General features: G+C 41.1%; 21 protein-coding genes. 14 read left to right on the forward strand and 7 right to left on the reverse strand.

The features are described from left to right. Window positions 1–63: 63 nt before the first annotated feature. A complete protein-coding gene (locus ACLLO5_RS14115) occupies window positions 64–2,076 on the reverse strand; it encodes a GspE/PulE family protein (protein ID WP_413171149.1) in 2,013 nt (670 codons plus the stop codon). A gap of 407 nt (window positions 2,077–2,483) precedes the next feature. Here ACLLO5_RS14115 and grpE point away from each other — a divergent pair, with 407 nt between their 5' ends. The 6 genes from grpE (at window position 2,484) to ACLLO5_RS14145 (ending at window position 10,744) form a co-directional block, all read left to right on the forward strand. Further along, window positions 2,484–3,227, forward strand: a complete 744-nt coding sequence (gene grpE, locus ACLLO5_RS14120) for a nucleotide exchange factor GrpE (RefSeq protein ID WP_413171150.1) — start codon at window positions 2,484–2,486, stop codon at window positions 3,225–3,227. Window positions 3,228–3,726: 499 nt separating this feature from the next. After that, window positions 3,727–5,715 carry a molecular chaperone DnaK gene (gene dnaK / locus ACLLO5_RS14125; protein ID WP_413171151.1) on the forward strand — a complete coding sequence of 663 codons (1,989 nt, stop codon included), beginning with the start codon at window positions 3,727–3,729 and terminating at the stop codon, window positions 5,713–5,715. Between the two features lie 468 nt (window positions 5,716–6,183). After that, window positions 6,184–7,320 carry a molecular chaperone DnaJ gene (gene dnaJ / locus ACLLO5_RS14130; protein WP_413171152.1) on the forward strand — a complete coding sequence of 379 codons (1,137 nt, stop codon included), beginning with the start codon at window positions 6,184–6,186 and terminating at the stop codon, window positions 7,318–7,320. After that, window positions 7,320–7,577, forward strand: a complete 258-nt coding sequence (locus ACLLO5_RS14135) for a sulfurtransferase TusA family protein (RefSeq protein WP_413171153.1) — start codon at window positions 7,320–7,322, stop codon at window positions 7,575–7,577. The genes dnaJ and ACLLO5_RS14135 overlap by 1 nt, the downstream gene beginning before the upstream one ends. Then, entirely contained in the window at window positions 7,574–8,698 is a 1,125-nt protein-coding gene (gene rsgA / locus ACLLO5_RS14140; RefSeq protein ID WP_413171154.1) for a small ribosomal subunit biogenesis GTPase RsgA, read from the forward strand. The genes ACLLO5_RS14135 and rsgA overlap by 4 nt, the downstream gene beginning before the upstream one ends. Window positions 8,699–9,154: 456 nt before the next feature. Beyond that, window positions 9,155–10,744 (forward strand): glycoside hydrolase family 57 protein, encoded by a 1,590-nt coding sequence (locus tag ACLLO5_RS14145; RefSeq protein ID WP_413171155.1) that lies wholly within the window; start codon window positions 9,155–9,157, stop codon window positions 10,742–10,744. A gap of 69 nt (window positions 10,745–10,813) precedes the next feature. Here the strand turns inward: ACLLO5_RS14145 and ACLLO5_RS14150 are convergent, their stop codons facing one another. Next, entirely contained in the window at window positions 10,814–11,269 is a 456-nt protein-coding gene (locus ACLLO5_RS14150) for a DUF29 domain-containing protein (RefSeq protein WP_413171156.1), read from the reverse strand. A gap of 246 nt (window positions 11,270–11,515) precedes the next feature. Continuing rightward, window positions 11,516–12,211, reverse strand: coding sequence for a DUF4082 domain-containing protein (locus tag ACLLO5_RS14155; RefSeq protein WP_413171157.1), 696 nt, complete (start codon window positions 12,209–12,211; stop codon window positions 11,516–11,518). A 271-nt stretch (window positions 12,212–12,482) separates the two neighbouring features. Between ACLLO5_RS14155 and ACLLO5_RS14160 the strand changes: the two genes are divergently transcribed. The 7 genes from ACLLO5_RS14160 to minE all read left to right on the forward strand — a co-directional run bounded on the left by ACLLO5_RS14160 (window position 12,483) and on the right by minE (window position 17,866). Further along, entirely contained in the window at window positions 12,483–12,944 is a 462-nt protein-coding gene (locus ACLLO5_RS14160) for a DUF29 domain-containing protein (RefSeq protein ID WP_413171158.1), read from the forward strand. 75 nt (window positions 12,945–13,019) lie between these two features. Then, window positions 13,020–13,682, forward strand: a complete 663-nt coding sequence (locus ACLLO5_RS14165) for a hypothetical protein (protein WP_413171159.1) — start codon at window positions 13,020–13,022, stop codon at window positions 13,680–13,682. A 67-nt stretch (window positions 13,683–13,749) separates the two neighbouring features. Further along, window positions 13,750–14,205 (forward strand): DUF29 domain-containing protein, encoded by a 456-nt coding sequence (locus ACLLO5_RS14170; protein WP_413171160.1) that lies wholly within the window; start codon window positions 13,750–13,752, stop codon window positions 14,203–14,205. Then, entirely contained in the window at window positions 14,202–15,524 is a 1,323-nt protein-coding gene (locus tag ACLLO5_RS14175) for a four-carbon acid sugar kinase family protein (protein WP_413171161.1), read from the forward strand. Before ACLLO5_RS14170 ends, ACLLO5_RS14175 begins: the two co-directional genes overlap by 4 nt. Window positions 15,525–15,649: 125 nt before the next feature. Beyond that, complete coding sequence (gene minC, locus ACLLO5_RS14180; protein WP_413171162.1) at window positions 15,650–16,672, forward strand: septum site-determining protein MinC; 1,023 nt, start codon at window positions 15,650–15,652, stop codon at window positions 16,670–16,672. 49 nt (window positions 16,673–16,721) lie between these two features. After that, entirely contained in the window at window positions 16,722–17,528 is an 807-nt protein-coding gene (gene minD, locus ACLLO5_RS14185) for a septum site-determining protein MinD (RefSeq protein WP_413171163.1), read from the forward strand. Window positions 17,529–17,563: 35 nt separating this feature from the next. Continuing rightward, the gene (minE, locus tag ACLLO5_RS14190) at window positions 17,564–17,866 is read left to right on the forward strand and encodes a cell division topological specificity factor MinE (protein WP_413176092.1); all 303 of its coding nucleotides are present in this window, start codon (window positions 17,564–17,566) and stop codon (window positions 17,864–17,866) included. Window positions 17,867–17,915: 49 nt separating this feature from the next. Here minE and ACLLO5_RS14195 read toward each other — a convergent pair whose 3' ends face one another. The 4 genes from ACLLO5_RS14195 to ACLLO5_RS14210 form a co-directional block, all read right to left on the reverse strand. Beyond that, window positions 17,916–18,194, reverse strand: coding sequence for a YiaA/YiaB family inner membrane protein (locus ACLLO5_RS14195; RefSeq protein ID WP_413171164.1), 279 nt, complete (start codon window positions 18,192–18,194; stop codon window positions 17,916–17,918). A 377-nt stretch (window positions 18,195–18,571) separates the two neighbouring features. Next, window positions 18,572–20,173: a DUF4335 domain-containing protein gene (locus ACLLO5_RS14200; protein ID WP_413171165.1), complete on the reverse strand. Its 1,602-nt coding sequence runs from the start codon at window positions 20,171–20,173 to the stop codon at window positions 18,572–18,574. 87 nt (window positions 20,174–20,260) lie between these two features. Continuing rightward, window positions 20,261–20,869: a DUF3038 domain-containing protein gene (locus ACLLO5_RS14205; RefSeq protein WP_413171166.1), complete on the reverse strand. Its 609-nt coding sequence runs from the start codon at window positions 20,867–20,869 to the stop codon at window positions 20,261–20,263. A gap of 233 nt (window positions 20,870–21,102) precedes the next feature. Beyond that, a complete protein-coding gene (locus ACLLO5_RS14210) occupies window positions 21,103–23,556 on the reverse strand; it encodes an endonuclease MutS2 (protein WP_413171167.1) in 2,454 nt (817 codons plus the stop codon). Between the two features lie 40 nt (window positions 23,557–23,596). Between ACLLO5_RS14210 and ACLLO5_RS14215 the strand changes: the two genes are divergently transcribed. After that, the gene (locus ACLLO5_RS14215; RefSeq protein WP_413171168.1) at window positions 23,597–24,058 is read left to right on the forward strand and encodes a hypothetical protein; all 462 of its coding nucleotides are present in this window, start codon (window positions 23,597–23,599) and stop codon (window positions 24,056–24,058) included. The last annotated feature ends 8 nt before the right edge of the window (window positions 24,059–24,066 follow it).

The following is a 24,066-nucleotide window of genomic DNA, read 5'->3' on the forward strand; positions in this document are numbered from 1 at the left end:
CCTGCCCCCCTGCTTCTTCTTTCTGTCACCTGTCACCTGTCACCTGTCACCTATTTTCTGTTGTTAATCTTGAAAACGAGGTGTCATACAGTAGGGACAATCGAGCCATTCCGGTTGTAATGTGGCATCACAAGTTCTACAAGTTAGACCGCTCTTACGTTTGGCTTTTAACTCAGCTTCTAAACCTGTATCAGTGAAGGTTACGCGCTCTACTTCTTCCAGAGTTGTAGAACCTTGACGCACTAAATCTAGACTGTAAGCAAGCAAGGTTTTCATGCCTTCTTCTACAGCTACTTCTTTGATGCGTTCTGTGGGTGCTTCTTGGTTGATGAGAGTTTGCAGGTTTTCTGTGACTCGCATGACTTCATAAACACCACAACGTCCTTTATAGCCAATGCCATTACAAGCTGGACAGAGTTGATTTTTAGTTTTGGCTTCAATTATGGATTCTGGTGGTAGGGAGTTAGCTTTGTAAAAAGTGACTGATGTTTCTTTGGATGCTGACAGACCATAACGAGCCAGTTCTTCAGTAGTGGGAGTGTAGGGAATTCGACATTGTGAACAGACACGGCGCACCAAACGTTGTGCTAAAACACCAATTAGGGAACTGGAAACCATGAATGGTTCAATTCCCATTTCTCCCAGACGTGCGATCGCACCAGGAGCATCATTAGTGTGTAAGGTAGTTAATACTAAGTGACCTGTTAAAGCCGCTTCAATCGCTGTTTTTGCCGTTTCTTTATCCCGTGTTTCCCCCACAAGCAACACATCAGGATCTTGTCGTAAGAAGGCTCTTAAAGCTGTCGAAAAATCCAGACCTTTTTCCCGAATTACCTGTACTTGGGTAATCCCTGGCAAACTATATTCAATCGGGTCTTCTACCGTACTGATGTTAATTCCTGGATCATTCTTTTCTGCCAATGCTGAATACAACGAAGTCGTTTTACCAGAACCAGTTGGACCTGTCACCAAAATCAATCCAAAGGGCTTACTGACCATATCCTGGACAATATGCAAAGTCTCTGGATCGGTAATTAACTTATCCAACCCTAGTTGGGTAGAAGAGTTATCCAGAATCCGTAATACCACCTTTTCCCCATAGCGACTGGGTAAGGTATTCACCCGGAAATCAACTTTCCGTCCTTCAAACAAACGACGGATACGACCATCTTGAGGTAAACGCCTTTCCGCGATATCAAGATTGGAAATGATCTTAAATCGGGCTGTCACCGCCGGAATGATTTTTTTAGGTACAGGGTCAAAAGCCTCACGCAGTACCCCATCCTTACGGAAGCGAATCCGCAAGTTTTCCTCTTGTGGTTCGATATGAATATCCGAAACCTTTTCCTGCAAAGCTTTAAACAGGATTCTGTTGACAAGTTTAATAATGGGTGCATCTTCAGCATCCTTAATGGATGCGTTTATATCAGCATCCTTGTCCTCACCAACTTCCTCTATATCCTGATCTTCCAGGTATTTTATATCCTGATTAATATCTGTATCTCTTTTCTGTTCTTTTTCCTTTTCCCGAACAGCCAACTCATCTAAATATTTGTTGATCAGATGCTGGTAATCTTCTTGAGTAATCACCATCCGCTGCAAGGATAAGTTTTTGTTACGCAAGATCCGGTTCAGGTCATCGGAAGCATCCAGATTATCTGGTTCAACCATTGCCACTAGAACATAAGGTGGCGTTTGGTCTTCCCGTTTCGATAGCGGAACCAAACGATGACGACGGCAGACATCCACGGGTATCAGACTATCAATCAATTGTCCAACCATCAGATTGCCAATTTGATTGACTTCTGGATCTAGTGATTCAACGCCATATAATATTTTTAGTTCAAATAGATGTTGTTTCTTGTATTCCCGAATAAACTCTGGTGATAGTTGTTGCCCAGTAATTGACTCTAGGACATCTGTCAGCATTTTGCCAGATTTCCGGCTCTCTATTAGTGCCTGTTTCATCTGTTCAGTGTTGACATAGCCAGATTGCACTAGCTTGTTGCCAAAGGGCGAAAACTGTGTTCTTGTAGTTAACGCGGTGCTAGGCCGTTGTGGTGACGAGTAAGTCATAAGCAATCTCGCAGGGAAACCTCATTATTTAAGTATTCCCACACTGTAGTCAATTATTCTCATAATGAGTGTATTAAATTTCAGTTTAAAATTTTTCTTCTTAAAAATTTTTATTTCACCACATTCCTGGGGTGAGCAGGTGTAATTCCTTGTTTGTACCCCCTGGATTTATGCGTGGGGTCAATCCAAAATCTCAAATCGAATCACTCTACCTGTTCGGTTTACCGCCCTCAGAAGGTCTACGCTGATCTGTTCACAATTTGTCACAATAGGGAAACCATAAATCTAAAATCCCAATCCCTCAGCTAAATCTATGTCTTTAGGCATAGACGAAATCACAAATCCCAAATCCGCAATCTACAATTGCTTGATGCTGTGACGTAAAAAGCATCTGGGATGAGTGGACAATGATAGATGAAAATAAACAAGTAAACAACATTAACCAGCAATTGGGTGAACCAATAGAGGTAAAACAAGCAATGAAAAGCGACTCCCCAGACGAAATTAACTCTCAAGAATCAGGCAGCGAGGTGACTGAGCAAATGACAGCCCATAATGTACCGCAAGAACCTGAACTCATAGAAGAAAATGGTGTCGCTGCGGCAGAGACAACACAAGTAGATACAGCGGCTTTAGCAAATTTAACTCAACAACTTGAGTTGGTGAAAACTCAACTAGAAGATCGTAGTAATCAATATATGCGGATTGCCGCAGATTTTGAGAATTATCGCAAGCGTACCTCCAAAGAAAAAGAAGACATGGAGACGCAGATGAAGCGAAATACGATTATGGAATTGCTACCTGTTGTTGATAATTTTGAAAGAGCGCGGGCGCATCTCAAACCCCAAACAGAAGGCGAGATGACAATTCACAAAAGTTATCAAGGGGTTTATAAACAATTAGTGGATTGCCTTAAACGTTTAGGTGTGTCGCCAATGCGTCCAGAAGGACAAGAATTTGATCCTAACCTGCATGAAGCAGTAATGCGAGAACCTACAAACGAACATCCAGAAGGAACAGTATTAGAAGAGTTAGTGCGCGGCTATTTTTTAGGCGATCGCATACTGCGTCATGCCATGGTAAAAGTAGCAGCCCCCCAGGAAGATACACCCATACAACAAGAAGATGAGTTAAATCAAGAAAACACTTAACCAAGCAGCTAACAGGTGACAGGTGACAGGTAGGAAATTTATCCATAACCGATCACCTTTTTCCCTGTTGAAAGTAGATAACTAGCAACATGGATTACATAATTCCCACAGACATTCTCTGACAGTTGACAGACGATATATAATTGTAGCGGTTGTGGAAAAGTTCAAGGCCGTGATGTAAATGCTACTGTTAATTTAAAAGATATCCTGATAGCGTGGCCATAAGCCATCTCATCGAGTACGTGCATCCAGCACAGGATTAACGCTGGGCAAAAAGATGAATCAGTGTGTTAATTTTGTCTATAAAGTTGTAGCTGCTGGCGTACCGACGTACTTGGTGACAGTAGGAAACAAACAACAAAATATTTTAGTTGTTTAGTCATAAACAATTTGTTTAATTGTTGTTTAGCACCTTAACTGGAGTCTCCAGTCCTGAGCCAAAAACGATAGTCCGCAAAAAAAATCACGGTAAAAGCACTCAATAAAAATTACTGTCAGCATGGGAAAAGTTATTGGGATAGACTTAGGCACTACTAACAGTTGCGTTGCTGTTGTGGAAGGTGGTCAACCGATAGTGATCGCCAATTCAGAAGGGGGACGCACTACTCCCAGTATTGTAGGATTTGGCAAGAGTGGCGATTTATTAGTTGGTCAGTTAGCCAAGCGCCAATCCATCACTAATGCCGAAAACACAATCTACAGTATCAAAAGATTTATTGGTCGTCGGTGGGAAGATACAACCACAGAACGCACTCGTGTACCTTATAACTGTGTCAAAGGTCGAGACGATACCGTTGATGTGCAGATTCGTGGACGTAATTATACGCCTCAAGAAATATCCGCCATGATCCTACAAAAACTCAAACAAGATGCGGAAAACTTTTTGGGTGAAGAAGTAACTCAGGCGGTAATCACCGTACCAGCATATTTTACAGATGCCCAAAGACAAGCGACCAAAGATGCTGGAACAATTGCCGGATTAGAAGTTCTGAGAATCATCAACGAACCAACTGCTGCTGCTTTAGCCTTTGGTTTAGACAAACAAGACCAAGAACAACTAATTTTAGTATTTGACTTGGGAGGAGGTACTTTTGATGTCTCCATCCTCCAACTGGGAGATGGCGTATTTGAAGTTAAAGCCACTGGAGGTAACAATCAACTGGGCGGAGACGATTTTGATAATTGCATTGTTCTCTGGATGTTAGAGCAATTTCAGAAACAAGAAAAAATCGACATTTCTCTGGATAAAATGGCGCTACAACGTCTACGGGAAGCAGCAGAAAAGGCGAAAATTGAACTTTCCAGTATGCTAAACACCTCAATTAACTTGCCTTTTATCACCTCTGATGAAACCGGGCCAAAGCATCTGGAAATGGAACTGAGCCGTTCCAAATTTGAAGAACTCACAGCACATTTAATTGCTGCTACCATAGAACCGATGAGTCAAGCACTCAAAGACGCAGACCTCAAACCAAAAGACATTGATCGGATTATTTTGGTTGGTGGCTCTACTCGCATTCCTGCGGTTCTGAATGCTGTGATCAAATTCTATAATGGTAAAACCCCTGATCGTTCCGTTAACCCTGATGAGGCTGTAGCACTTGGAGCAGCAGTTCAAGCTGGAGTCCTGGGTGGTGAAGTTGATACTTTGCTGCTCTTAGATGTAACTCCCCTATCTTTAGGACTGGAAACTCTAGGGGAAGTATTTACTAAAATCATTGAACGTAACACCACAATCCCCACGAGCAAATCCCAAGTCTTTTCTACCGCAGTTGATGGTCAGAATTCTGTAGAAATTCACGTTCTCCAGGGAGAACGGGCAATGGCACGAGATAATAAAACTCTGGGTAAGTTCCTTTTGGCAGGACTTCCCCCTGCTCCTCGTGGCATACCACAAATTGAAGTGGCTTTTGATATTGATGTCAACGGTATCCTCAAAGTTTCTGCTCAAGATAAGGGTACAGGTAGGGAGCAAAGTATTCGCATCACTAATACAGGTGGTTTAAGCCAAGTCGAAGTGGAACGGATGCGACAGCAAGCTGAAATGTATGCTGAAGAAGATAAGAAACGTAAAGAACTAATTGATCTCAAAAATCAAGCAGATAACCTTTTGGGAAGTTACATATCTACACTCAACGATAATGCCGATTTAATTAGTGCAGAAATTAAAGATTTGGCCAGTCAGAAATTTGACAGCCTCCAAGCAGTCATGAGTGACCCCAATATCTCCGCAGTTGCCTTTAAGCCGATATTTGAGGAATTCCAACAAGCTTTATTTGCTATTGGTGCTGATGTTTACAAACGCGCCAGTAACTCAGTAGATTCCCAATCGCAATCGCAAGAACTAGAGGAAAAAGAAGACTTGTCTGATATTTCCTTAACTTTAGTGGAAGAAAGTTCAGCGGCTGAGACATCATCAATACCACAATTTAATTTTGATTTTGATGAGGATAGTACAGCTTCGGCTGATTATGAAGCGATAGATTAATTAGGGACTGGGGACTGGAAATTGCTTGCTGATCTACTGATAACGCCCTGTGGCGTAAGCCATGCTCTGGACTACTGAACTCCTGAAAATGGTTTTATATGCCAAGGTTTGCTAGATTGTAGAAGCGAACTTTAGTGAACTAAATGCTTCCATACTACAGATACAACTAAAAGTATATGGCTGGTTTTCCACACCTAATAGTACGGCTAGTACCTCTGGTTAAGAAGCTTAGTTTTCTTCAACTAAGTAGCACAATTGTAAAAGACCTATCGGATTTTGTTTTCTACTGTTCTAGCTTTCATCGTCATCAAACGAAGAAAGTATCTGTTACTGAAAACTTGCTGGTAATTTTTGTCAAAGGTAAAAGGTAAAATAAATTATTAACAAAAATTAAGTAGTATCTCTATTCCTTTACCTTAGTCTCTCAACTACTTCTGCTTTCTTACTTCTAACTTTTACCCTTGCTCTATGGCCCGCGACTATTATGAAATTCTGGGTGTCTCTCGTGACGCCGACAAAGAAGAAATTAAACAGGCTTATCGCCGCCAAGCCCGGAAGTATCACCCAGATGTGAACAAAGAACCGGGTTCTGAAGAACGATTTAAAGAAATCAATCGTGCTTACGAAGTTTTGTCTGAGCCAGAAACCCGCGAGCGTTATAACCGGTTTGGTGAAGCTGGTGTATCTGGTGCAGCAGCTGGTTCAGGTTTTCAAGATATGGGTGATATGGGCGGTTTTGCCGATATCTTTGAAAGCATTTTCAGTGGCTTTGCTGGGGGAATGGGTAATCCAACCCAACAGCAAAGACGACGCAGTGGACCTGTACGCGGTGATGACTTACGGCTAGACCTGAAGTTAGATTTTCGGGAAGCGGTATTTGGTGGTGAAAAGGAAATTCGCATTTCTCATTTAGAAACTTGTGAAGTGTGTAGTGGTTCTGGTGCTAAACCAGGTACCCGTCCCCGTACTTGTGCCACTTGTAGCGGTTCTGGTCAAGTCCGGCGTGTGACTAGAACGCCTTTTGGGAGTTTTACTCAAGTTTCTACTTGTCCTACTTGTAATGGCACAGGGACGGTCGTTGAGGATAAGTGTGATGCGTGTGATGGCAAAGGCGCAAATCAGGTCACGAAAAAGCTCAAAATTACTATTCCGGCTGGGGTAGATAATGGTACACGGTTACGAATCTCTCAAGAAGGTGATGCTGGTCAACGTGGTGGACCTGCTGGAGATTTGTATGTTTATTTGTTTGTGAATGAGGATGAAGAATTCCAGCGAGATGGAATTAATGTTCTCTCAGAAATCAAAATTAGTTATCTACAAGCGATTTTAGGCTGTCGTTTGGAGGTGAATACTGTAGATGGGCCTGTGGAGTTGATTATTCCCGCGGGAACTCAGCCAAATACGGTGATGAAGTTGGAAAATCGTGGTGTACCCCGTTTGGGAAATCCTGTGAGTCGGGGCGACCATATGTTGACGGTGTTAATTGATATTCCCAATAAGATCACGCCGGAGGAGAGACAACTGTTGGAACAATTGGCTAAAATTAAGGGAGACAGAACCGGTAAAGGTGGTATAGAAGGATTTTTGGGAAGTTTATTTAAGTGATGAGTATATCTTCTCTATTAACTCCTGATGCTCAACTAGACTTGCGTGGTACTCCTTGTCCTATTAATTTTGTGCGGACAAAACTACGTCTGGAACAAATGCCAAATGGAGGTTTACTAGAAGTCTGGTTAGATGCGGGAGAACCTATTGAGCAAGTTCCTGATAGTTTGACTATGGCGGGTTATCAGGTGGAAAAAATTACGGACTGTTCTAGTTATTTTTCTCTGTTAGTACGCCGTCCGGCGACTGCTGCATGAAAGGGGATACTGTTTCTACTGCTGAACAGTTGCTGGGTACGGTGTTGGCTGTACAGGCTAATTTTTATCGTGTACAGCTGGATGAAGAGGAAAGGGAGCAGGGAGCAGGGAGCAAGGGGGAAAACACCTCTTCTCTGTCACCTGTTCCCTGTCACCTGTCACCTACTCTCCTCTGTACCCGCAGAACTAGGTTGAAGAAAATCGGCCAGCAGGTGATGGTGGGCGATCGCGTGATTGTGGAAGAACCTGATTGGAGTGGGGGACGAGGGGCGATCGCTGAAGTTTTACCCCGACAAAGTGAGTTGGACAGACCGGCGATCGCTAATGTTCACCAAATTTTGCTGGTGTTTGCGGTGGCTGATCCACCTTTGGAACCTTTTCAGTTGAGTCGGTTTTTAATTAAGGCTGAGTCTACAGGGGTTGATGTGCTGTTGTGTTTGAATAAATGTGATTTAATTTCCCCGGAGGAACAGCAAGAAATTAGCGATCGCCTGTTTGCTTGGGGCTATAAACCATTATTTATTAGTGTCCAAAATCAGATCAATATTCATCAAGTTGACGAATTCTTAAGTAATAAAATTACCGTCATTGCTGGCCCCTCTGGTGTGGGAAAATCCAGCTTAATTAATGGGCTAATTCCCGATGTTAACCTGCGCGTGGGAGAAGTTTCTGGGAAATTAGCCCGTGGTCGCCATACTACCCGCCATGTAGAATTATTTGAAATGCCTAGTGGGGGTTTGTTGGCTGATACTCCCGGTTTTAATCAACCTGATTTGGATTGTAGTCCAGAAGAATTAATCTATTATTTTCCAGAAGCAAGGAAAAGGTTAGAAGTGGCTAGTTGTCGGTTCAGTGATTGTTTGCATCGAGATGAACCTGATTGCGCTGTGGGTAGTGATTGGGAAAGGTATGAGCATTATTTAGAATTTCTGACTGATGCGATCGCATATCAGAATTATCTTAAACAACAAGCTGATCCTGAATCTACATTAAAACTGAAAAGCAAAGGTAAAGGTCAAAATCAGTATGAACCGAAGTTAGAAAGTAAAAAATATCGTCGTGTTTCTCGTCGCGTGCAAGTGCAGAATTTACAAGATTTTTATACAGAAAGTGAGGATTGAAGGGGGTAGTACCGCAAGGCGGAAGTCAAAAGTCAAAAGTCAAAACGAATACAGCGTAAGTTTTTCAGAGATTTGCAATGGTTGGTTTATTTACGCCGTTCTGTACTAGGAGTGATGATTCAGAATTCAGCGTTAGCTAAACGTAATCCTACTGATGGGTTTCAATAATCTTTATTTGACCGCCACTTGAGCGATCGCTAACTGTATTAACAGTGCTATTACTGGGCATAAAAAACTGGATACTTTACTAGCTCTTTATTTTCAATCCTTTTAGCGGATACCTCTGATGTAGCAAGGTAGCCAACTGGTAGCTATTTTTGTCCAGATCACCACAACCCAACAGACTTATAAACATAACTGATAAAACTACTGTGATGATCCCGATATAGTCTTAAAATATTGTTAATTTCTGCCCAACTCTCGACCTTCAATTTACAGGAACACCCCAGAATAATTATGGCTATAGGCTACGTTGCGCTTGTACTCCATGCCCACTTGCCCTTCGTTCGTCACCCAGAGAGTGACTACGTGCTGGAGGAGGAATGGCTATATGAAGCCATTACCGAAACTTACATCCCCTTATTGAAAGTATTTGAAGGCTTAAAGCGAGATGGCATCGACTTTAAAATCACGATGAGTATGACACCGCCCCTAGTGTCAATGCTGCGTGATCCTTTGCTGCAAGAACGCTATGATGCACATCTAGCTCAACTAGAAGAACTAATAGAATTAGAAGCAGAGCGTAATATTCATAATGGGCATTTACGCTATTTAGCTGAACATTACGCCACTGAATTTAATGAAGCCCGTCAGGTTTGGGAAAAATACGACGGTGATTTAGTTACAGCTTTTAAACAGTACCAAGATTCTAATAACTTAGAAATTATCACCTGCGGCGCTACTCATGGCTACTTGCCGCTGATGAAAATGTATCCAGAAGCTGTGTGGGCGCAGATTCAGGTGGCTTGTGAACATTACGAGCAAACTTTTGGACAAGCACCCAGAGGCATTTGGTTGCCAGAATGCGCCTACTATGAAGGCGTAGAGCGAATGTTGGCGGATGCGGGTTTACGCTATTTCCTTACTGATGGACATGGCATATTATACGCCCGTCCTCGTCCCCGTTATGGTACTTATGCCCCAATTTTCACAGAAACTGGTGTCGCTGCTTTTGGTCGAGATCATGAATCTTCTCAACAGGTATGGTCTTCGGAAGTAGGCTATCCTGGTGCAGCAGAATACCGCGAATTTTACAAAGATTTGGGCTGGGAAGCTGAATATGAATATATTAAGCCCTACATTATGCCCAACGGTCAGCGCAAAAATACTGGGATTAAGTATCATAAAATTACCGGACGTGGTTTAGGTCTTTCTGATAAGGCGCTTTATGATCCTTACTGGGCAAAGGAAAAGGCGGCAGAACACGCTGCTAACTTCATGTATAATCGGGAGCGCCAATCAGAACACTTACATGGGATTATGGGTCGTCCCCCGGTGATTGTTTCTCCCTATGATGCAGAGTTATTTGGTCACTGGTGGTATGAGGGTCCTTGGTTTATTGATTATTTGTTCCGTAAGTCATGGTATGACCAAGGAACTTATGAAATGACCCATTTAGCTGATTATTTGCGGGCTAACCCAACACAACAAGTCTGTCGTCCTTCTCAGTCGAGTTGGGGTTATAAGGGTTTCCATGAATATTGGTTGAATAATACCAATGTCTGGATTTATCCGCATTTACATAAGGCTGCGGAACGGATGATTGAAATTTCCAAGTTGGAACCAGAGGATGAGTTGCAATGGAAAGCTTTGAATCAAGCAGCGCGGGAGTTATTATTAGCACAATCTTCTGACTGGGCGTTTATTATGCGGACAGGAACAATGGTTCCCTATGCAGTGAGAAGAACGCGATCGCACCTAATGCGGTTTAATAAACTGTATGAAGATGTGAAAATCGGGAAAGTTGATAGTGGTTGGTTGGAAAAGGTCGAATTAATGGATAATATTTTCCCCAACATTAACTATCGAGTTTACCGTCCTATTTAGCTAAAAATCATCTGGGGTGGGCATCTTGTCCGCCCTGGGGCTGTCCGATTTCATATATCATAAATTCTGCTATTCTGGTAAAAAATCAGATTTGAGAACTAAATTAGGATCAAAAGGAAACTCTACTGGAAAAACAGATATAGATAAACCTGTTTCTGAGGCTGCTAAATCTCTGGCTTTTTGATAACATTCATTAAATACTTCTAAAAAATAATTCTTTAAACTCGGACTATCGGCAAAATCATCTTCTAACCGGTTACGATGTTCTTTGATAGTTGTGCGCCAGCTATTTGTCCGTTTTTCTGGTTGATATTGCCATTTTAACAGGTGCATTAATAAAATTCTCAGGTTACTTTTAACTGATTTTTTATCATTATTCCCCATACTTTCTATTTCAGAAATTAGATTTTCTAGGTCTAATTCTTCAAATCTTTTTTTTTGTAATATTTCAATTGTTGATTCTACCCAAAGATGAAAATCTTGGTTGTAGAGAGAAGATAATAAGGTAGTTAATATAGGTTGCATCAATACCTCATTTTTAGAATAAGGGTTAATTAATAGCTTATCATAAATTGGAAAATGAAGTTTTAATTTTCTCCCATAGGCGAAGCGATCTCTGTATACATCAAGTTAATCTAAAAAAAGCGATCGCATTCTTCATTAGACATCTGGTGAAAAAGAATGTAAAGACGTTGCCTGCAACGTCTTTACAAAAGTTCTAGGAAACGCATATTTAATTGTCAGGGATGTCTATTAATGAGCTATATAAACTTATACTGTACGTGAGGCTTTACGTCTGCTGAGTTTACGCCAAACTAATCCACCACCTAGCAATACTAAACTGATATTAGGATTGAAATCAAAGGGTACAGGAGTGGTAGCACCAGGGGTAAACTCAAAGCTGCCTCCGGGAATACCACTAGCCAAATTTGATGTAGGGAATGTTAGGCTAGCCACTCCATTATTAATAAATCTTCCTCCCACATAAGAAATATCTGAAGGTGTGGTTAAACCCACAAAGTTAATTGCTTGTTTATCTGAACTGCCAACTAAAAATACTGCACCTACAACATAGCCATTACCTTGGGCTAAAAAAGTATCAGCAATATCTACTGTACGAAAAAAGCCCACTAAAGCATTGGTGGTTCCAGCACTCACAGTCCCAGATGCTAGTAGAGTTCCTGATGAATTCCATAGTCCTATATCATGACTTTCTGCCAGTCCATCAGAGTTTTCATCAAAAAAAGACAAATCAGTAACAGTAATACCACTTGGATTAAGTACATTAAAAGCAAAACCTCGCGTTGATGTAGTCAAAGTACTACTAAACCCCGTACTGCTAAAGCTGAGTGCAGATAGAGCTTGAGCAGGTTGGGTAATAGCCAGAGACGAAATAGTGGCAGTGATGACAGCAAAACTAGTGACAGAAAGAGTTTTAGCAATTATGGGAGGGGTAAGAGCTTTCATGATTTACGAGTATCCTATTTTGTAGCGCGTAATTTGTTTAACTCTATATATTACACAATATGACATTTTAGTTTTGATACATAGTCTTGTACTTAATAAATTTTAGTAAATTAGATTTTTCTGACTTGCAACTCATAGAAATTAGACATCTCCAAAGAAGGATGTAGAGACGTTGCGATAGTCTCTACAAGGGTTCTGGAAACAGCATATTTAAATTCGGTCGATGTCTATTAAGCTAAAATAAAAGAAATAGAAAAATCCTCGTCAGTATATGGTTACATCAACAGACCCAACAACTCAAACCTTATACGAACAAGACTATTACCTGTGGCTGAGAACAACCATTAACCAACTTCGCACAGGACAGTTTTCCGCTGTTGATTTAGAGAATTTGTTAGAAGAATTAGAAACTCTAGGTAGAAGTCAAAAACGAGCAATTAAAAGTTTATTAAGAAAGCTGCTTGTACATCTACTAAAACTCAAATGTTGGGATAGTGAACGAGAACGTAATCAAGGACATTGGCAAGGGGAAATTAGAACATTTCGCAGAGAAATAAAAGATGAACTCAAAGATAGTCCTAGTTTAAAACCTTACATTTTAGAAATATTTGATGAATGTTATCAAGATGCAAGAAAAGAAGCATCTGACCGATCGCAACTTGCTATTGACATATTCCCTCTTATCCCCATAGGTTCATTAGAACAAATCCTAGATGAAAACTGGTTTCGGTGAATATAGCTGCAATCATCACGGTAAAGCGGACTAAAATAGATACACAAATCACCCTTACTTAAGGAGTATCTAGCGGTGCAGCCAGATTTAATCGGCTTAGAAATTAGCAAAGGGGAACTAAGGCGCTTAACTGGGTTTGATCCAGAAGACGTTTTTAGACCCTCAATTATGGCAGATAAGGAAAAGCGTATGGGGTTTTTCTTTAATGAAGGTTTGGTAGCTTTAGCACTGACACCGATTATCGTCGGCTTTATTTATGCTTTTATAATTTTGCCCACACTGGGATCTTCCAACAAATTGGGCGTTATTTTACTGATTATTGTACCCATTGCCGTGGTTGTGGGGCGATCGCTCTGGCGAAAAAAAACCTGTCCCCATGCATTAACAATCCTCCTCGACGAAGTTGATAAATATCACGCTGTCATTCAAGCTATAGATATTAATGACCAACTGGCCACCTCTGGCAACTCCCAAAGTAGCATTAGCGACAGAGAACAAGTAATATCTGCACTGCAACTGATTCGAGAAGATTTAGTTCGTGCCTTAAAAAGTGAACGGATTTTGCGCGATAATAAAAAACTGCTTGCTAACAACCAAGACTTAGTAGTAAACAATTTAGCCAATCTGCAAACCTTAGAAGTTAGTAATCAAGCTGGTGAATATGCACGACTACTAAATCAATCATTGCAAATTGCTTTAGACGTACAAGCAGAAATCAGAAAACTCAGAAAAGTGTAATTATAAATTTATTAAACAAATTCCATGCCTAAACCTTAATCTGTATATTCAATCAGGAGAATCCTAAATGATATCTAAATTATTGAGTCAAACTCTTTATGAACAGGATTATCCCCAATGGTTAGAAACAACTTTACAACAATTACAAGCACGAGATATAGAAAATCTTGATTGGGAGAATTTGATTGAAGAAATTGCCACATTGGGTAATGAACAAAAACACAAACTAGAAAGTTATTTATTGCAACTTCTCAAGCATCTGCTATTGTATCAACACTGGAGTCTTCCTGATTGTAAAAATCATTGGGAAGTAGAAATTGATAATTTTCGAGTAGAAATTAGGAAATTAACGAAATCAAAAAACCTCTACAATTATTTTTTAACCGTGCTGGATGAAGTATATAATGATGCAGCACGGCAAGCCAAGAAAAAAAGTGGTTTAAATTGTTTTCCCCAAACTTGCCCTTACACAATTGAACAAATTTTAGATGTAGAATATTTACCACCATTTACATACTTATGAATAACCAACCCAAAATAATCGTTTTAGATGATGATCCAACAGGTTCTCAAACTGTCCACAGTTGCTTATTGTTGATGCGTTGGGACGTAGAAACCTTGCGTTTAGGGTTAAAAGATGATGCTCCCATTTTCTTTATTTTAACTAATACTCGTTCCCTGACCCCAGAAGCAGCCGCAACCGTTACCAGAGAAGTTTGTCATAACCTGAAAATCGCCTTAGCAGCAGAACAAATAGACGATTTTCTCGTCGTTAGTCGTTCTGATTCTACCTTACGGGGACATTATCCCATAGAAACCGATGTTATTGCCCAAGAACTCGGACCCTTTGATGCTCATTTTCTCGTCCCCGCATTTTTTGAAGGGGGAAGAATTACCCGCGATAGCATCCATTATTTAATTATTGATGGTGTTCCCACCCCAGTCCATGAAACAGAATTTGCTCGTGATTCTGTCTTTAGTTACAACTACAGCTACCTACCCAAGTATGTAGAAGAAAAAACTAAAGGACGCATTAAAGAAGATACTGTAACTAGATTTTTACTTTCAGATATTCGTAGTGGTAGTTTAGAAAGATTATTGCAACTCCATGATAATGAGTGTGGAGTTGTAGACGGTGAAAATCAAACGGATCTTAACACCTTTGCTGTTGATATCTTAACAGCCGCAAGTCAAGGAAAACGCTTTTTATTCCGTTCTGCTGCCAGTATTTTAACCGCTTTAGCTGCCTTACCTCCCCAACCCATCGCTGCTGAAAATATGGCAGAATATGTACGTGGTGGTAAACCAGGTGCAGTCATTGTTGGTTCTCACGTAAAAAAGACGACTCAACAATTAGAGTCTTTATTACAAACCCAGGGAACAATAGGAATTGAAATCAATGTCTCTAGGTTACTTGATGATGGAGAACATCAAGCTGTTGAATTGCTGAATGAAAGTTTAGCAGAAATCAAGATAGTCCATAATTCAGGAAAAACACCTGTAATTTATACTAGTCGTCAAGAATTGACCTTTAAAGATATCAAAACGAGATTAGACTTTGGGGCAAAAGTTTCGGCTTTATTAATGGATATTGTTCAGGGTTTACCAGCAGATATAGGATTTTTGATTAGCAAAGGTGGGATTACTTCTAACGATGTTTTGAGTACGGGATTAGCCTTAACTTCAGCCAGATTACTGGGTCAAATTTTAGCCGGTTGTTCAATGGTAATTACACCATCTGATCATCCTCAATTTCCTAACTTACCAGTGGTACTTTTTCCCGGTAATGTCGGTAATGCCGATGCCTTAGCTACAATTTATGAAAGATTAACAACAAAATAATTCAGTTATCAGTTATCAGCAGAAGAAGGCAATAGGCAAGAGTGAAGAGGTAATACACTATTCTTTCCTGCTCCCCTGCTCTCTTCTCTGTCACCTGTCACCTGTCACCTGTCACCTAATTAAGAATGAATTCTGATTCTACCAACTCCCCAAATGATTTTCAACAGGATTCAAATTCTCAACTTCCTGATGCAGAATCCATTTCTAAACAAGCTGATGTAGAAGAAAAGATTGCCAAAACTGCCAATCTAGAAGCAGATTCTACTGAGGATACAGATAATAATTCTATTATCCCCAATGCTGAGTTAAATTCAGTTCTCCTTTATTTACAAGCTAATGCTGTTAGTACAAATTCTGACTTAACTGATGTAAATAATGATGAATTAGGATTATTAGAAGAAAAGATTAACCATAATATTCAAGTCCAGTTAAAAACAGAGGAGGGGAGACTGTTATTAATTTTGCCAGCCGAATCTCAAGTACCTGCTTCCGAAGTCAGTTGGTCAGAGATTTGGCAACAAATGAAACAGCGTCTTAATGGTAGCGATCGCTTACGGATACCTAACACCATAGTACATCTAGTTGCACAAGACCGCCTGTTAGACAGCAGACAACTACAACAATTAGAAGAAACTTTAAACGAAGTCCAACTTCAGTTAAAATCAGTTGCCACTAGTCGGAGGCAAACAGCGATCGCAGCTTGTACATTAGGTTATTCTGTAGAACAAATACAACTACAAACATCTTTTACTACCGATCTTCAGGCTACCCCCAAAGCTCTAGCAGATGCCCTGTATCTAGAAATGACAGTGCGTTCTGGTGGAGAAATTCGTCATCCTGGAACAGTGATTATTTTAGGAGATATCAATCCTGGTGGTATCGTAGTAGCAGATGGAGATATTCTTGTGTGGGGGCGGCTGCGGGGAGTAGCTCATGCGGGAGCCACAGGCAATCGTGAGTGTATAATCATGGCTTTGCAAATGGAACCAACCCAACTGCGAATTGCCGATGCAGTAGCAAGAGCGCCAGAAAAATCACTGACACAATTTTTTCCAGAAGTAGCACACATTACACCCCAAGGAATTCGCATCGCCAAAGCAGCGGATTTTTCTCGCAATCAGTTAAGTAAAATTAATCAAAGCCTCTAAGATATTTAGTATTATTTCCACAACGCCTAATAGAACGCAATTCCTATTTATGACTCGCATTATTGTAACTACCTCCGGTAAAGGAGGAGTGGGTAAAACCACAGTTTCCGCAAATTTGGGTATGGCTTTAGCCAAACTAGGTCGGCAAGTAGCCCTAGTTGATGCGGACTTTGGACTCAGAAATTTAGATTTGCTGCTAGGACTAGAAAACCGTATCGTCTACACAGCCGTAGAAGTTTTAGCCAGAGAATGTCGTTTAGATCAAGCCTTGGTAAAAGATAAGCGACAACCCAATCTTGTGCTGCTACCAGCTGCCCAAAATCGTACCAAAGATGCCGTCACTCCCGACCAAATGAAACTGCTGGTCAATGCACTAGCACAAAAATACCAGTATATACTGATTGATAGTCCCGCAGGCATTGAAATGGGGTTTAAAAATGCGATCGCCCCAGCCAAAGAAGCCCTAATTGTCACCACCCCAGAAATTTCCGCAGTCCGCGACGCTGACCGAGTAGTAGGCTTACTAGAAGCACAAGGTGTCAAAAAGATTCATTTAATAATTAACCGGATCAGACCCGCAATGGTGCGGGCAAATGATATGATGTCTGTGCAGGATGTTCAGGAACTTCTCGCCATCCCCTTAATTGGGGTAATCCCTGACGACGAGCGTGTGATAGTATCTACCAACCGTGGTGAACCTTTAGTATTATCAGACACCCCCTCAATAGCTGCCTTAGCCTTTGAAAACATTGCTCGCAGGTTAGAAGGGCAAACTGTTGAATTTCTTGAGCTTGACTCACCCAACGACAACATCTTTTCCCGCTTGCGGAAATTGTTGTGGACAAAGATTGTTTAACTTATTTTCCAGTTTTCGCCTTAGACCTAGCCGCAATGATCCTTGAACTTTTAGAAAAACTGTTTGTTCGCACACCTGACACCAGTCGCACTCAAGTTAAACGTCGTCTGCAAGTAGTTATAGCCCACGACCGCGCCGACTTAGACCCCCAAACCTTGGAAAAAATGCGCCAAGAAATTTTGGCAATAGTCTGTCGCTACGTGGAAATTGAAACAGATGGCTTGGAGTTTTCCCTAGAAAGCAACCAACGTACAACAGCTTTAATCGCAAATTTACCCATCCGCAGGGTAAAAGAAGCTACAGATGAACTAGAACCTAGCGAGATAACATCAGAATAAAAACGTAACCTGGTAGTTAGGAAAAAGGTGAAACTTCCCTAATTACCAACTATTTCAGCGTTAGAGGATCATGTTGCGACAGCAACTTCTCAACTTTTGCCTCGTCGATTCTGGAAGTTAATTTTTTGGCTTCATGCAAATCTCTGGTGGTTTTAGCCAAAGTAAAAGTTGAACCAACAGAGAAAGCCAAACCCATGCCCATAAAACCTTTTACCCAGTTATCAACAGGCAAATTGACAACACCGAAAGTTGTCATAGAAATAGAAATGAGAAAAGCTGCCCATGTTTGAATAACCCAAGCAGTGCTATCTTTTTGAGATGTTTGCATATTCCCTTCTTTTTGGCTAACGCACTTTCAGTTAAATTTAATGCAGTGCCAGGAAGGGTGTCTATAATAACAGTCCAGTTCCGCAACTGTGCTGAATGAATCCGTTTAAAAAACCAGCAAATTAAGCAAATGCTGGTGAAAATATTGTACCAGTTTAACAAGTGGCATAATAAATAGGAGTCAGGAGTCAGGAGTCAGGAGTCAGGAGGAAGAATTAGAAGAAGATAAGAATAATCTTGCACCTGATTCACCTTTTTTAATCTTCAAACTCTTCTTATATCTAAAGTTTTAGGTTTATTAAACAAGCCCTAAATTACAGAAGGTAAAGGCGGAAGGCAGAAGGTAATATGTTTTCTTCCCCTATGCCCCTACAATCTTTACGGTGTTTCTGGAAAAGTTTGTACTTTACCATCTGGACTAAAAACTGCTCGGAGCTTAATATTTTGCCCAGATTTATTAGTAGAAACAAAAGCTTTACCAATTTCTGGAATGCCCGTGCTATTAACGTATTCTCTGGCGGCTCGATTTAAGGGCAAAATGCGCTCAACAGACCCATCAACACCCAACATCAAACTATATTCCAATGTTTGGGAAAATCCAGCAGGAGGCTGCCAACGCTTTTGCAAATATTCTCTAGCTTCGGCTACTTGAGGTATATCAAATAATGTATTTTCCTTAGCTGCTACATCTGTCGGTAAGGAAGAGTTTTTTGCAGATCGCAATTTTGCTACTAAATTATCATCAGTTGCTAGAGAAGAAGTTGCACCAGAGGAATCCGTTGTTTGACTTAATGGCTGTGAGTCTGGTTGAGAAGTTATGGGAGCAGAAGCTTGAGCTTGAGTCTCATTAGGTAAATTAGCAACAGACGCAGGGATATTAGAGGGGATATTAGAGAAACTACTGGTATTTGTGGGAGGTAAATTTTGACGATTGGTAGAATTAATTCCACTTTGGGTAATCACTCTTGTCGAGTTTTGTGGGAGATTCCCTTGTGTGGTGGGTAATGGTAGTCCTAGATTACTAGAAATAACAGGCTTGGTAGTTTGCGGTATGGTCAGATTTTTCGGTAATGTTTGATTTGTTGCTGGGACAGTTGCATTAGGGAAATCCAGCGGCTTGGCAGTTAAACTTGGATCAATCGGTGGAGGAGGGGGATCTAAATTGGGGATTTGTAGTGTAGCCGTATTGTTTGGGGGAGTAGGCAAAATCCCTGGAGTGTTAATTCCTGTGGGCGGGTTATTTAAAGAGGGTGAAGATTCAAGAGCAATTTGATCGGCCGTTGTAGCTGGTTTTTTGGCTGTTTGCTCGTTATTTTGCCTAATGTTATTAGCATAATGCCAGGTTAAGGGAGTTAAACCCAGAGCTAATACTATCATTGCCGCTATTGGTGTCCAACTTGGCAAACTGGGAAAAGAACTTTCACTTTTGAGATTTGGTAATGTGATGACATCAGTTGAGTATTCATCTAAAGCATTTGCCAAATCAAATAATTGTAATAAAGTAAGTTGAATTACAGGCCCAGATGTGGCGTTGCCAAGAGAACCGAGAAATAGTTTATGAGTTAAATGATCACTGGCTTCTACATAAATCGTTGCCTCTAGAATGCTCATACCAGAAGTATCTGGGATTTTAGGTAATGATGAGGCGGAGGCAACTTCACTTAATTCTGGTTGTTCTGATGTTGTATTTGATTTTTGCGGTTCTAAAAAATTGAAACAAAAATTATCTGCTGATTGTTGTAAAAGTTTTTGTGTGTAATGGGTTACAGCATGACATAAAGCTTCTAGCTGATCCTGATCGCCCTGAATTGGGACTTTACTTTCTTCTGGTAATGTCGGATCATCAAAATGCAACTGAAAACGCAATTGCTTAATGACAGTTTGCCCCATCCACTTTGATAAAGGTGAATTTTGTGCCAATATTTCTAGTGTGCAAGTAGGGGGTGTGTAGCGACGAATGACAGAATTTGGTCTGGGCATAGCTGGAATTGCAAGGGGGACAAAGATAAATTTTTGATTTTTGATTTTTGATTTTTGATTAGTAATTTAAAATCTCCAATCGAAAATCTAAACTTGTTTTGTGGAACGGTCTATTAGTGCTAACCACAATCGGCGATGTCCACCAGAGGCACTATAAAAAAGCAAATCTACCATCAGTTTTAATGCTAAATTAGTCAGCAATTCTGTGGAGATTGTTTCATCTTCTTCCATGCGCTCTTGATAGGTATTGCAGAAAGCATCAATATAATCTCCCAGTAAAGAATTCTGATGAGGTTCTTGATTTTTTGCTGCTATTTTTTCTAATAGCCCTACGGCACGACGAATTAATTCTTGGTGCTGTTTGGCAAGATAACAAGTAATCAGAACTAGCGATCGCGCTTCTTCTACATCTAGTTTTTTTCGCCCTCCTTGACCTTTGCGTATGGGATTAGACTGACGTAGTCGCCATAAAGCTACTCGATCAGGGACTTTCGTCTCTAAATTTAAACTAATCGCCGCCGAAAGCATTGCATCAGAACCAAGTCCAGTTAAAGTCTCTAGCGCCAACAGCACCAAATCTAACTGGGTTTTGATATTATCCCATTGAACTGAATTTGGGGGCGCAAACTGAGTTAAATCGTCCCACTGGGAATGCGGTGTGGCTGAATTAGCGGCCGATTGCATAACTTTTAGCATAGGTGATCCGGCGAATAGAGGCTGTTGCTGTTACCCATTTTGAAACGAAATAAGCAGAAAAATTATTGGTTTTCCATAGTTATACCATTTTGCAAGGCAGAAGGCAGGAGCTAGGAAACAGGAGCTAGAAGGCGGAAGCTAAGATAGAGCAGGAGTCACAAGTCAGGTGTGAAACTCTCTTGCTATCTATGTTTCAATTGAAATTCTGTCACTTGTTCCCTGTCACTTGTCACTTATTCCAGATGAGCAATAGTGACACCTGTACCGCCATCTGCTTGTTCTGCGCTTTCGTGGTGGCTGACTCTGGGGTGTTGATGCAAAAAAGCGTGAACTCCTTGCTTTAATTTACCTGTACCATGTCCATGAATAATCCATAAAGGTCCTTCAGCTTCGGAAATCGCTTTTTCTAAGATATATTCGGCATCAGCTACCCGTTTTCCGCGCAAATCAACGGTATTTTTCGAGGTACGAATGGCTAAAGCGGGTGCTGGTGGTGGGGTAACGGCTGGGGCTGGTTTGGGTTTAGTAATGGGTTCTGGTTTCTGCCCGTCTAAGGATTCTACGTCTTGTAATTGCACCATCATTTTCATGATGCCAAAACGCACACTGAACTCTCCATCTGAATTGGGGGCTGTTAAAACTTCGGCGGTTTGCCCTAATTTGGGAATGCGGATGCGATCGCCTACTTTGGGCATAAACCCTGGTTTGGGTTTGGGTGGTGGTGCTGGTTGATATTTTTCAGTAATTTCACTTAATGCTTTGGTTGCTTGCTGGGCATCTTGGGCGGTGGGTTTTCCTTGTTGTAAACGACGAATTACTTGGGCAATTTCTCCTTTTGCCTGGATAATTGCCTGTTGTACTGCTACTTCTTGGGAAGCACGCAAATCTTTTTCTCGCTCTTCCAAAGCTGTAGCTTTTCGAGAAACTTCTGTGTATAATTTTTCGGCTTGGCGTAATAATTCTTGCGCTTGTGCCGCTTTAGTTTCTTGACTGCGCCGTTGTGCTTCTAAACCAGCAATTACTTGATTAACTTCATCCGTTGCTTCTCCGACTTGGCTTTTTGCAACTTCTACCACTTCTGGTTTTAACCCCAGACGTAAGGCAATGGCTAAGGCGTTAGAACGTCCAGGAATACCCCACAATAACCGATAAGTTGGTGAAAGGGTGGCTTCGTTAAATTCTACTGAGGCGTTTTCAAAGCGAATATCCTCATATTTCAAAGCCTTTAATTCTCCAAAGTGGGTAGTAGCAATGGTTAACTGGGCATGATCAGCGAGATATTGAAGGAGAGCGATCGCTAATGCACTACCTTCTACCGGATCAGTACCCGCACCCACTTCATCAAGTAAGACTAGGGACTGGGGACTGGGGACTGGGGACTGGGGAACAATATTTACCTCCTGACTCCTGCCTTCTGACTCCTGACTCCTGACTCCTGACTCCTGACTCCCCAAAGCATTTAAAATCCGACTAATGCGGCGAACATGACCGGAAAATGTCGATAAGCTTTGTTGTAAAGATTGTTCATCCCCAATATCGGCTAAAACTTGGTCAAACCAAGGAATTTCCACTGGTTCACGGGCAGGAACAAATAAACCCACTTTGGCCATTAAGGCAGCTAATCCCAAGGTTTTTAAAGTTACTGTTTTACCACCAGTATTTGGTCCGGTAATTGTGACAACTTTAATGTGGGGACTGATTAATAAATCAACAGGAATTACTGGATGTCCCTGTTCATGCTGTTGTTGCCAAACTAACAAGGGATGACGTAATTGCCGCAGGGTAATTATTTCTTGTTCTTGACGATTTACAAACCGGGGCGGATTAGCACCTATCCAGAAACTATACCTGGCTTTGGCTGTGGCTATGTCTAAGGTGGTGACAATTGCTAATAACTTTTCTAAATCGGGTTTAACTGCGGCGACTTGTTCTGTTAAGTTACGACGAATAACTTCTTCTTCAGCTTGTTCTCTTCTAATGGCTTGGCGCAGTTGGTTGCCCGTTGAGACAATGCTATTAGGTTCGATATACAAAGTTGCACCGCTGGTAGATGTGTCGTGAACAATACCAGGTACTGCGTCTTTTTGTGGTGCTTTTACGGGGATAACATAGCGATCGCCTCGTTGAGTAATAATTGGTTCTTGTAATGCTCCCGATTTTGCTTGAATGATATTGTGCAGTTTTTGAGTAATTTGACCACGTAATTTCCGCAAATCTTCGCGAATTTCGCCTAATTTTTGACTAGCGCGGTCTGTAACTTGCGCTCTTTCATCAATACAACGGTGAATTTCCTGCTCTAATTCCGGGTAAGTCCGCAACTCAGCAACTAACTCAGTCAAGATGGGTATATCTTCCTGATTGTCAATTACCCGACGTAAATTTCTGGCACCGGACAGGGTAGTTGCGATCGCTAACAGTTCCTCTCCTGATAAAATTCCTTGCAATTCCGCACGTTCTAGGGAATCACCAATATCTTGAATGCCCTCAAAGGATAACCCTGGTGTCAGCCGGCTTTCCAGTTGGTAGACTTCTTTGGTTTGTGCTAACAACTCTTTACTTTCCTCTAGAGTTGTCGGTATCGGCAAGGCACGGGCAACTATCGCCCCTAACTTAGTTGCCGCAAAGGTGGAAAGGTGCTGGCAGAGGCGATGCCATTCTAGTAATTCTAAGGTTTCAGACTGGATCAAGGCTTCACTATCTAATCTGAAAATATGGTAACAATTCTGGTTGCAAGAAAGTGAAGTTTTTGATGATGAAATTTTCCCTCGTTCCCAGTCTCCGGCTGGGAATGCCATTATCGAGGCTCTGCCTCTAATATCACAATGGTATTTTAATAATCAAGTGATATTTCTAGGTGAATTTATGACAGAAATTAAATTTTCTATTGAAGGTGAAGATGCAATTCTAGCTACAGAGAAACTTTTAGCGATAGAAGGTATAACAGGTAACTATGCCATAGATTCGGAAGAAGTGAAAAAAGAGGCAGTCATTACCACAGTTGCAACTATAGTTGGTTTGGTTGGTGGTGCGATCGCTATTGCTGAACAAATTCGCAAATGGTATTTAGAGTATAAACAAAATCAGTCTGGTAAAAAGATTGCTAAAGTTCTGATTGTCGGCCGCAACGGTAGACGATTGCTGTTAGAAAATGCCACAATTGAGCAAATTCGCCAAATTTTAGAATCTTAAATCTTAAA

It is taken from the genome of Anabaena azotica SJ-1, assembly GCF_047275885.1.
Lineage (GTDB): Bacteria > Cyanobacteriota > Cyanobacteriia > Cyanobacteriales > Nostocaceae > Trichormus_B > Trichormus_B azotica_A.

Bases quoted from the DNA above. Each gene is read 5' to 3' on its own strand.
- ACLLO5_RS14115 (WP_413171149.1), bottom strand. From the start codon at position 2,076: ATGACTTACTCGTCACCACAACGGCCTAGCACCGCGTTAACTACAAGA.
- grpE (WP_413171150.1), top strand. From the start codon at position 2,484: ATGATAGATGAAAATAAACAAGTAAACAACATTAACCAGCAATTGGGT.
- dnaK (WP_413171151.1), top strand. From the start codon at position 3,727: ATGGGAAAAGTTATTGGGATAGACTTAGGCACTACTAACAGTTGCGTT.
- dnaJ (WP_413171152.1), top strand. From the start codon at position 6,184: ATGGCCCGCGACTATTATGAAATTCTGGGTGTCTCTCGTGACGCCGAC.
- ACLLO5_RS14135 (WP_413171153.1), top strand. From the start codon at position 7,320: ATGAGTATATCTTCTCTATTAACTCCTGATGCTCAACTAGACTTGCGT.
- rsgA (WP_413171154.1), top strand. From the start codon at position 7,574: ATGAAAGGGGATACTGTTTCTACTGCTGAACAGTTGCTGGGTACGGTG.
- ACLLO5_RS14145 (WP_413171155.1), top strand. From the start codon at position 9,155: ATGGCTATAGGCTACGTTGCGCTTGTACTCCATGCCCACTTGCCCTTC.
- ACLLO5_RS14150 (WP_413171156.1), bottom strand. From the start codon at position 11,269: ATGCAACCTATATTAACTACCTTATTATCTTCTCTCTACAACCAAGAT.
- ACLLO5_RS14155 (WP_413171157.1), bottom strand. From the start codon at position 12,211: ATGAAAGCTCTTACCCCTCCCATAATTGCTAAAACTCTTTCTGTCACT.
- ACLLO5_RS14160 (WP_413171158.1), top strand. From the start codon at position 12,483: ATGGTTACATCAACAGACCCAACAACTCAAACCTTATACGAACAAGAC.
- ACLLO5_RS14170 (WP_413171160.1), top strand. From the start codon at position 13,750: ATGATATCTAAATTATTGAGTCAAACTCTTTATGAACAGGATTATCCC.
- ACLLO5_RS14175 (WP_413171161.1), top strand. From the start codon at position 14,202: ATGAATAACCAACCCAAAATAATCGTTTTAGATGATGATCCAACAGGT.
- minC (WP_413171162.1), top strand. From the start codon at position 15,650: ATGAATTCTGATTCTACCAACTCCCCAAATGATTTTCAACAGGATTCA.
- minD (WP_413171163.1), top strand. From the start codon at position 16,722: ATGACTCGCATTATTGTAACTACCTCCGGTAAAGGAGGAGTGGGTAAA.
- minE (WP_413176092.1), top strand. From the start codon at position 17,564: ATGATCCTTGAACTTTTAGAAAAACTGTTTGTTCGCACACCTGACACC.
- ACLLO5_RS14195 (WP_413171164.1), bottom strand. From the start codon at position 18,194: ATGCAAACATCTCAAAAAGATAGCACTGCTTGGGTTATTCAAACATGG.
- ACLLO5_RS14200 (WP_413171165.1), bottom strand. From the start codon at position 20,173: ATGCCCAGACCAAATTCTGTCATTCGTCGCTACACACCCCCTACTTGC.
- ACLLO5_RS14205 (WP_413171166.1), bottom strand. From the start codon at position 20,869: ATGCTAAAAGTTATGCAATCGGCCGCTAATTCAGCCACACCGCATTCC.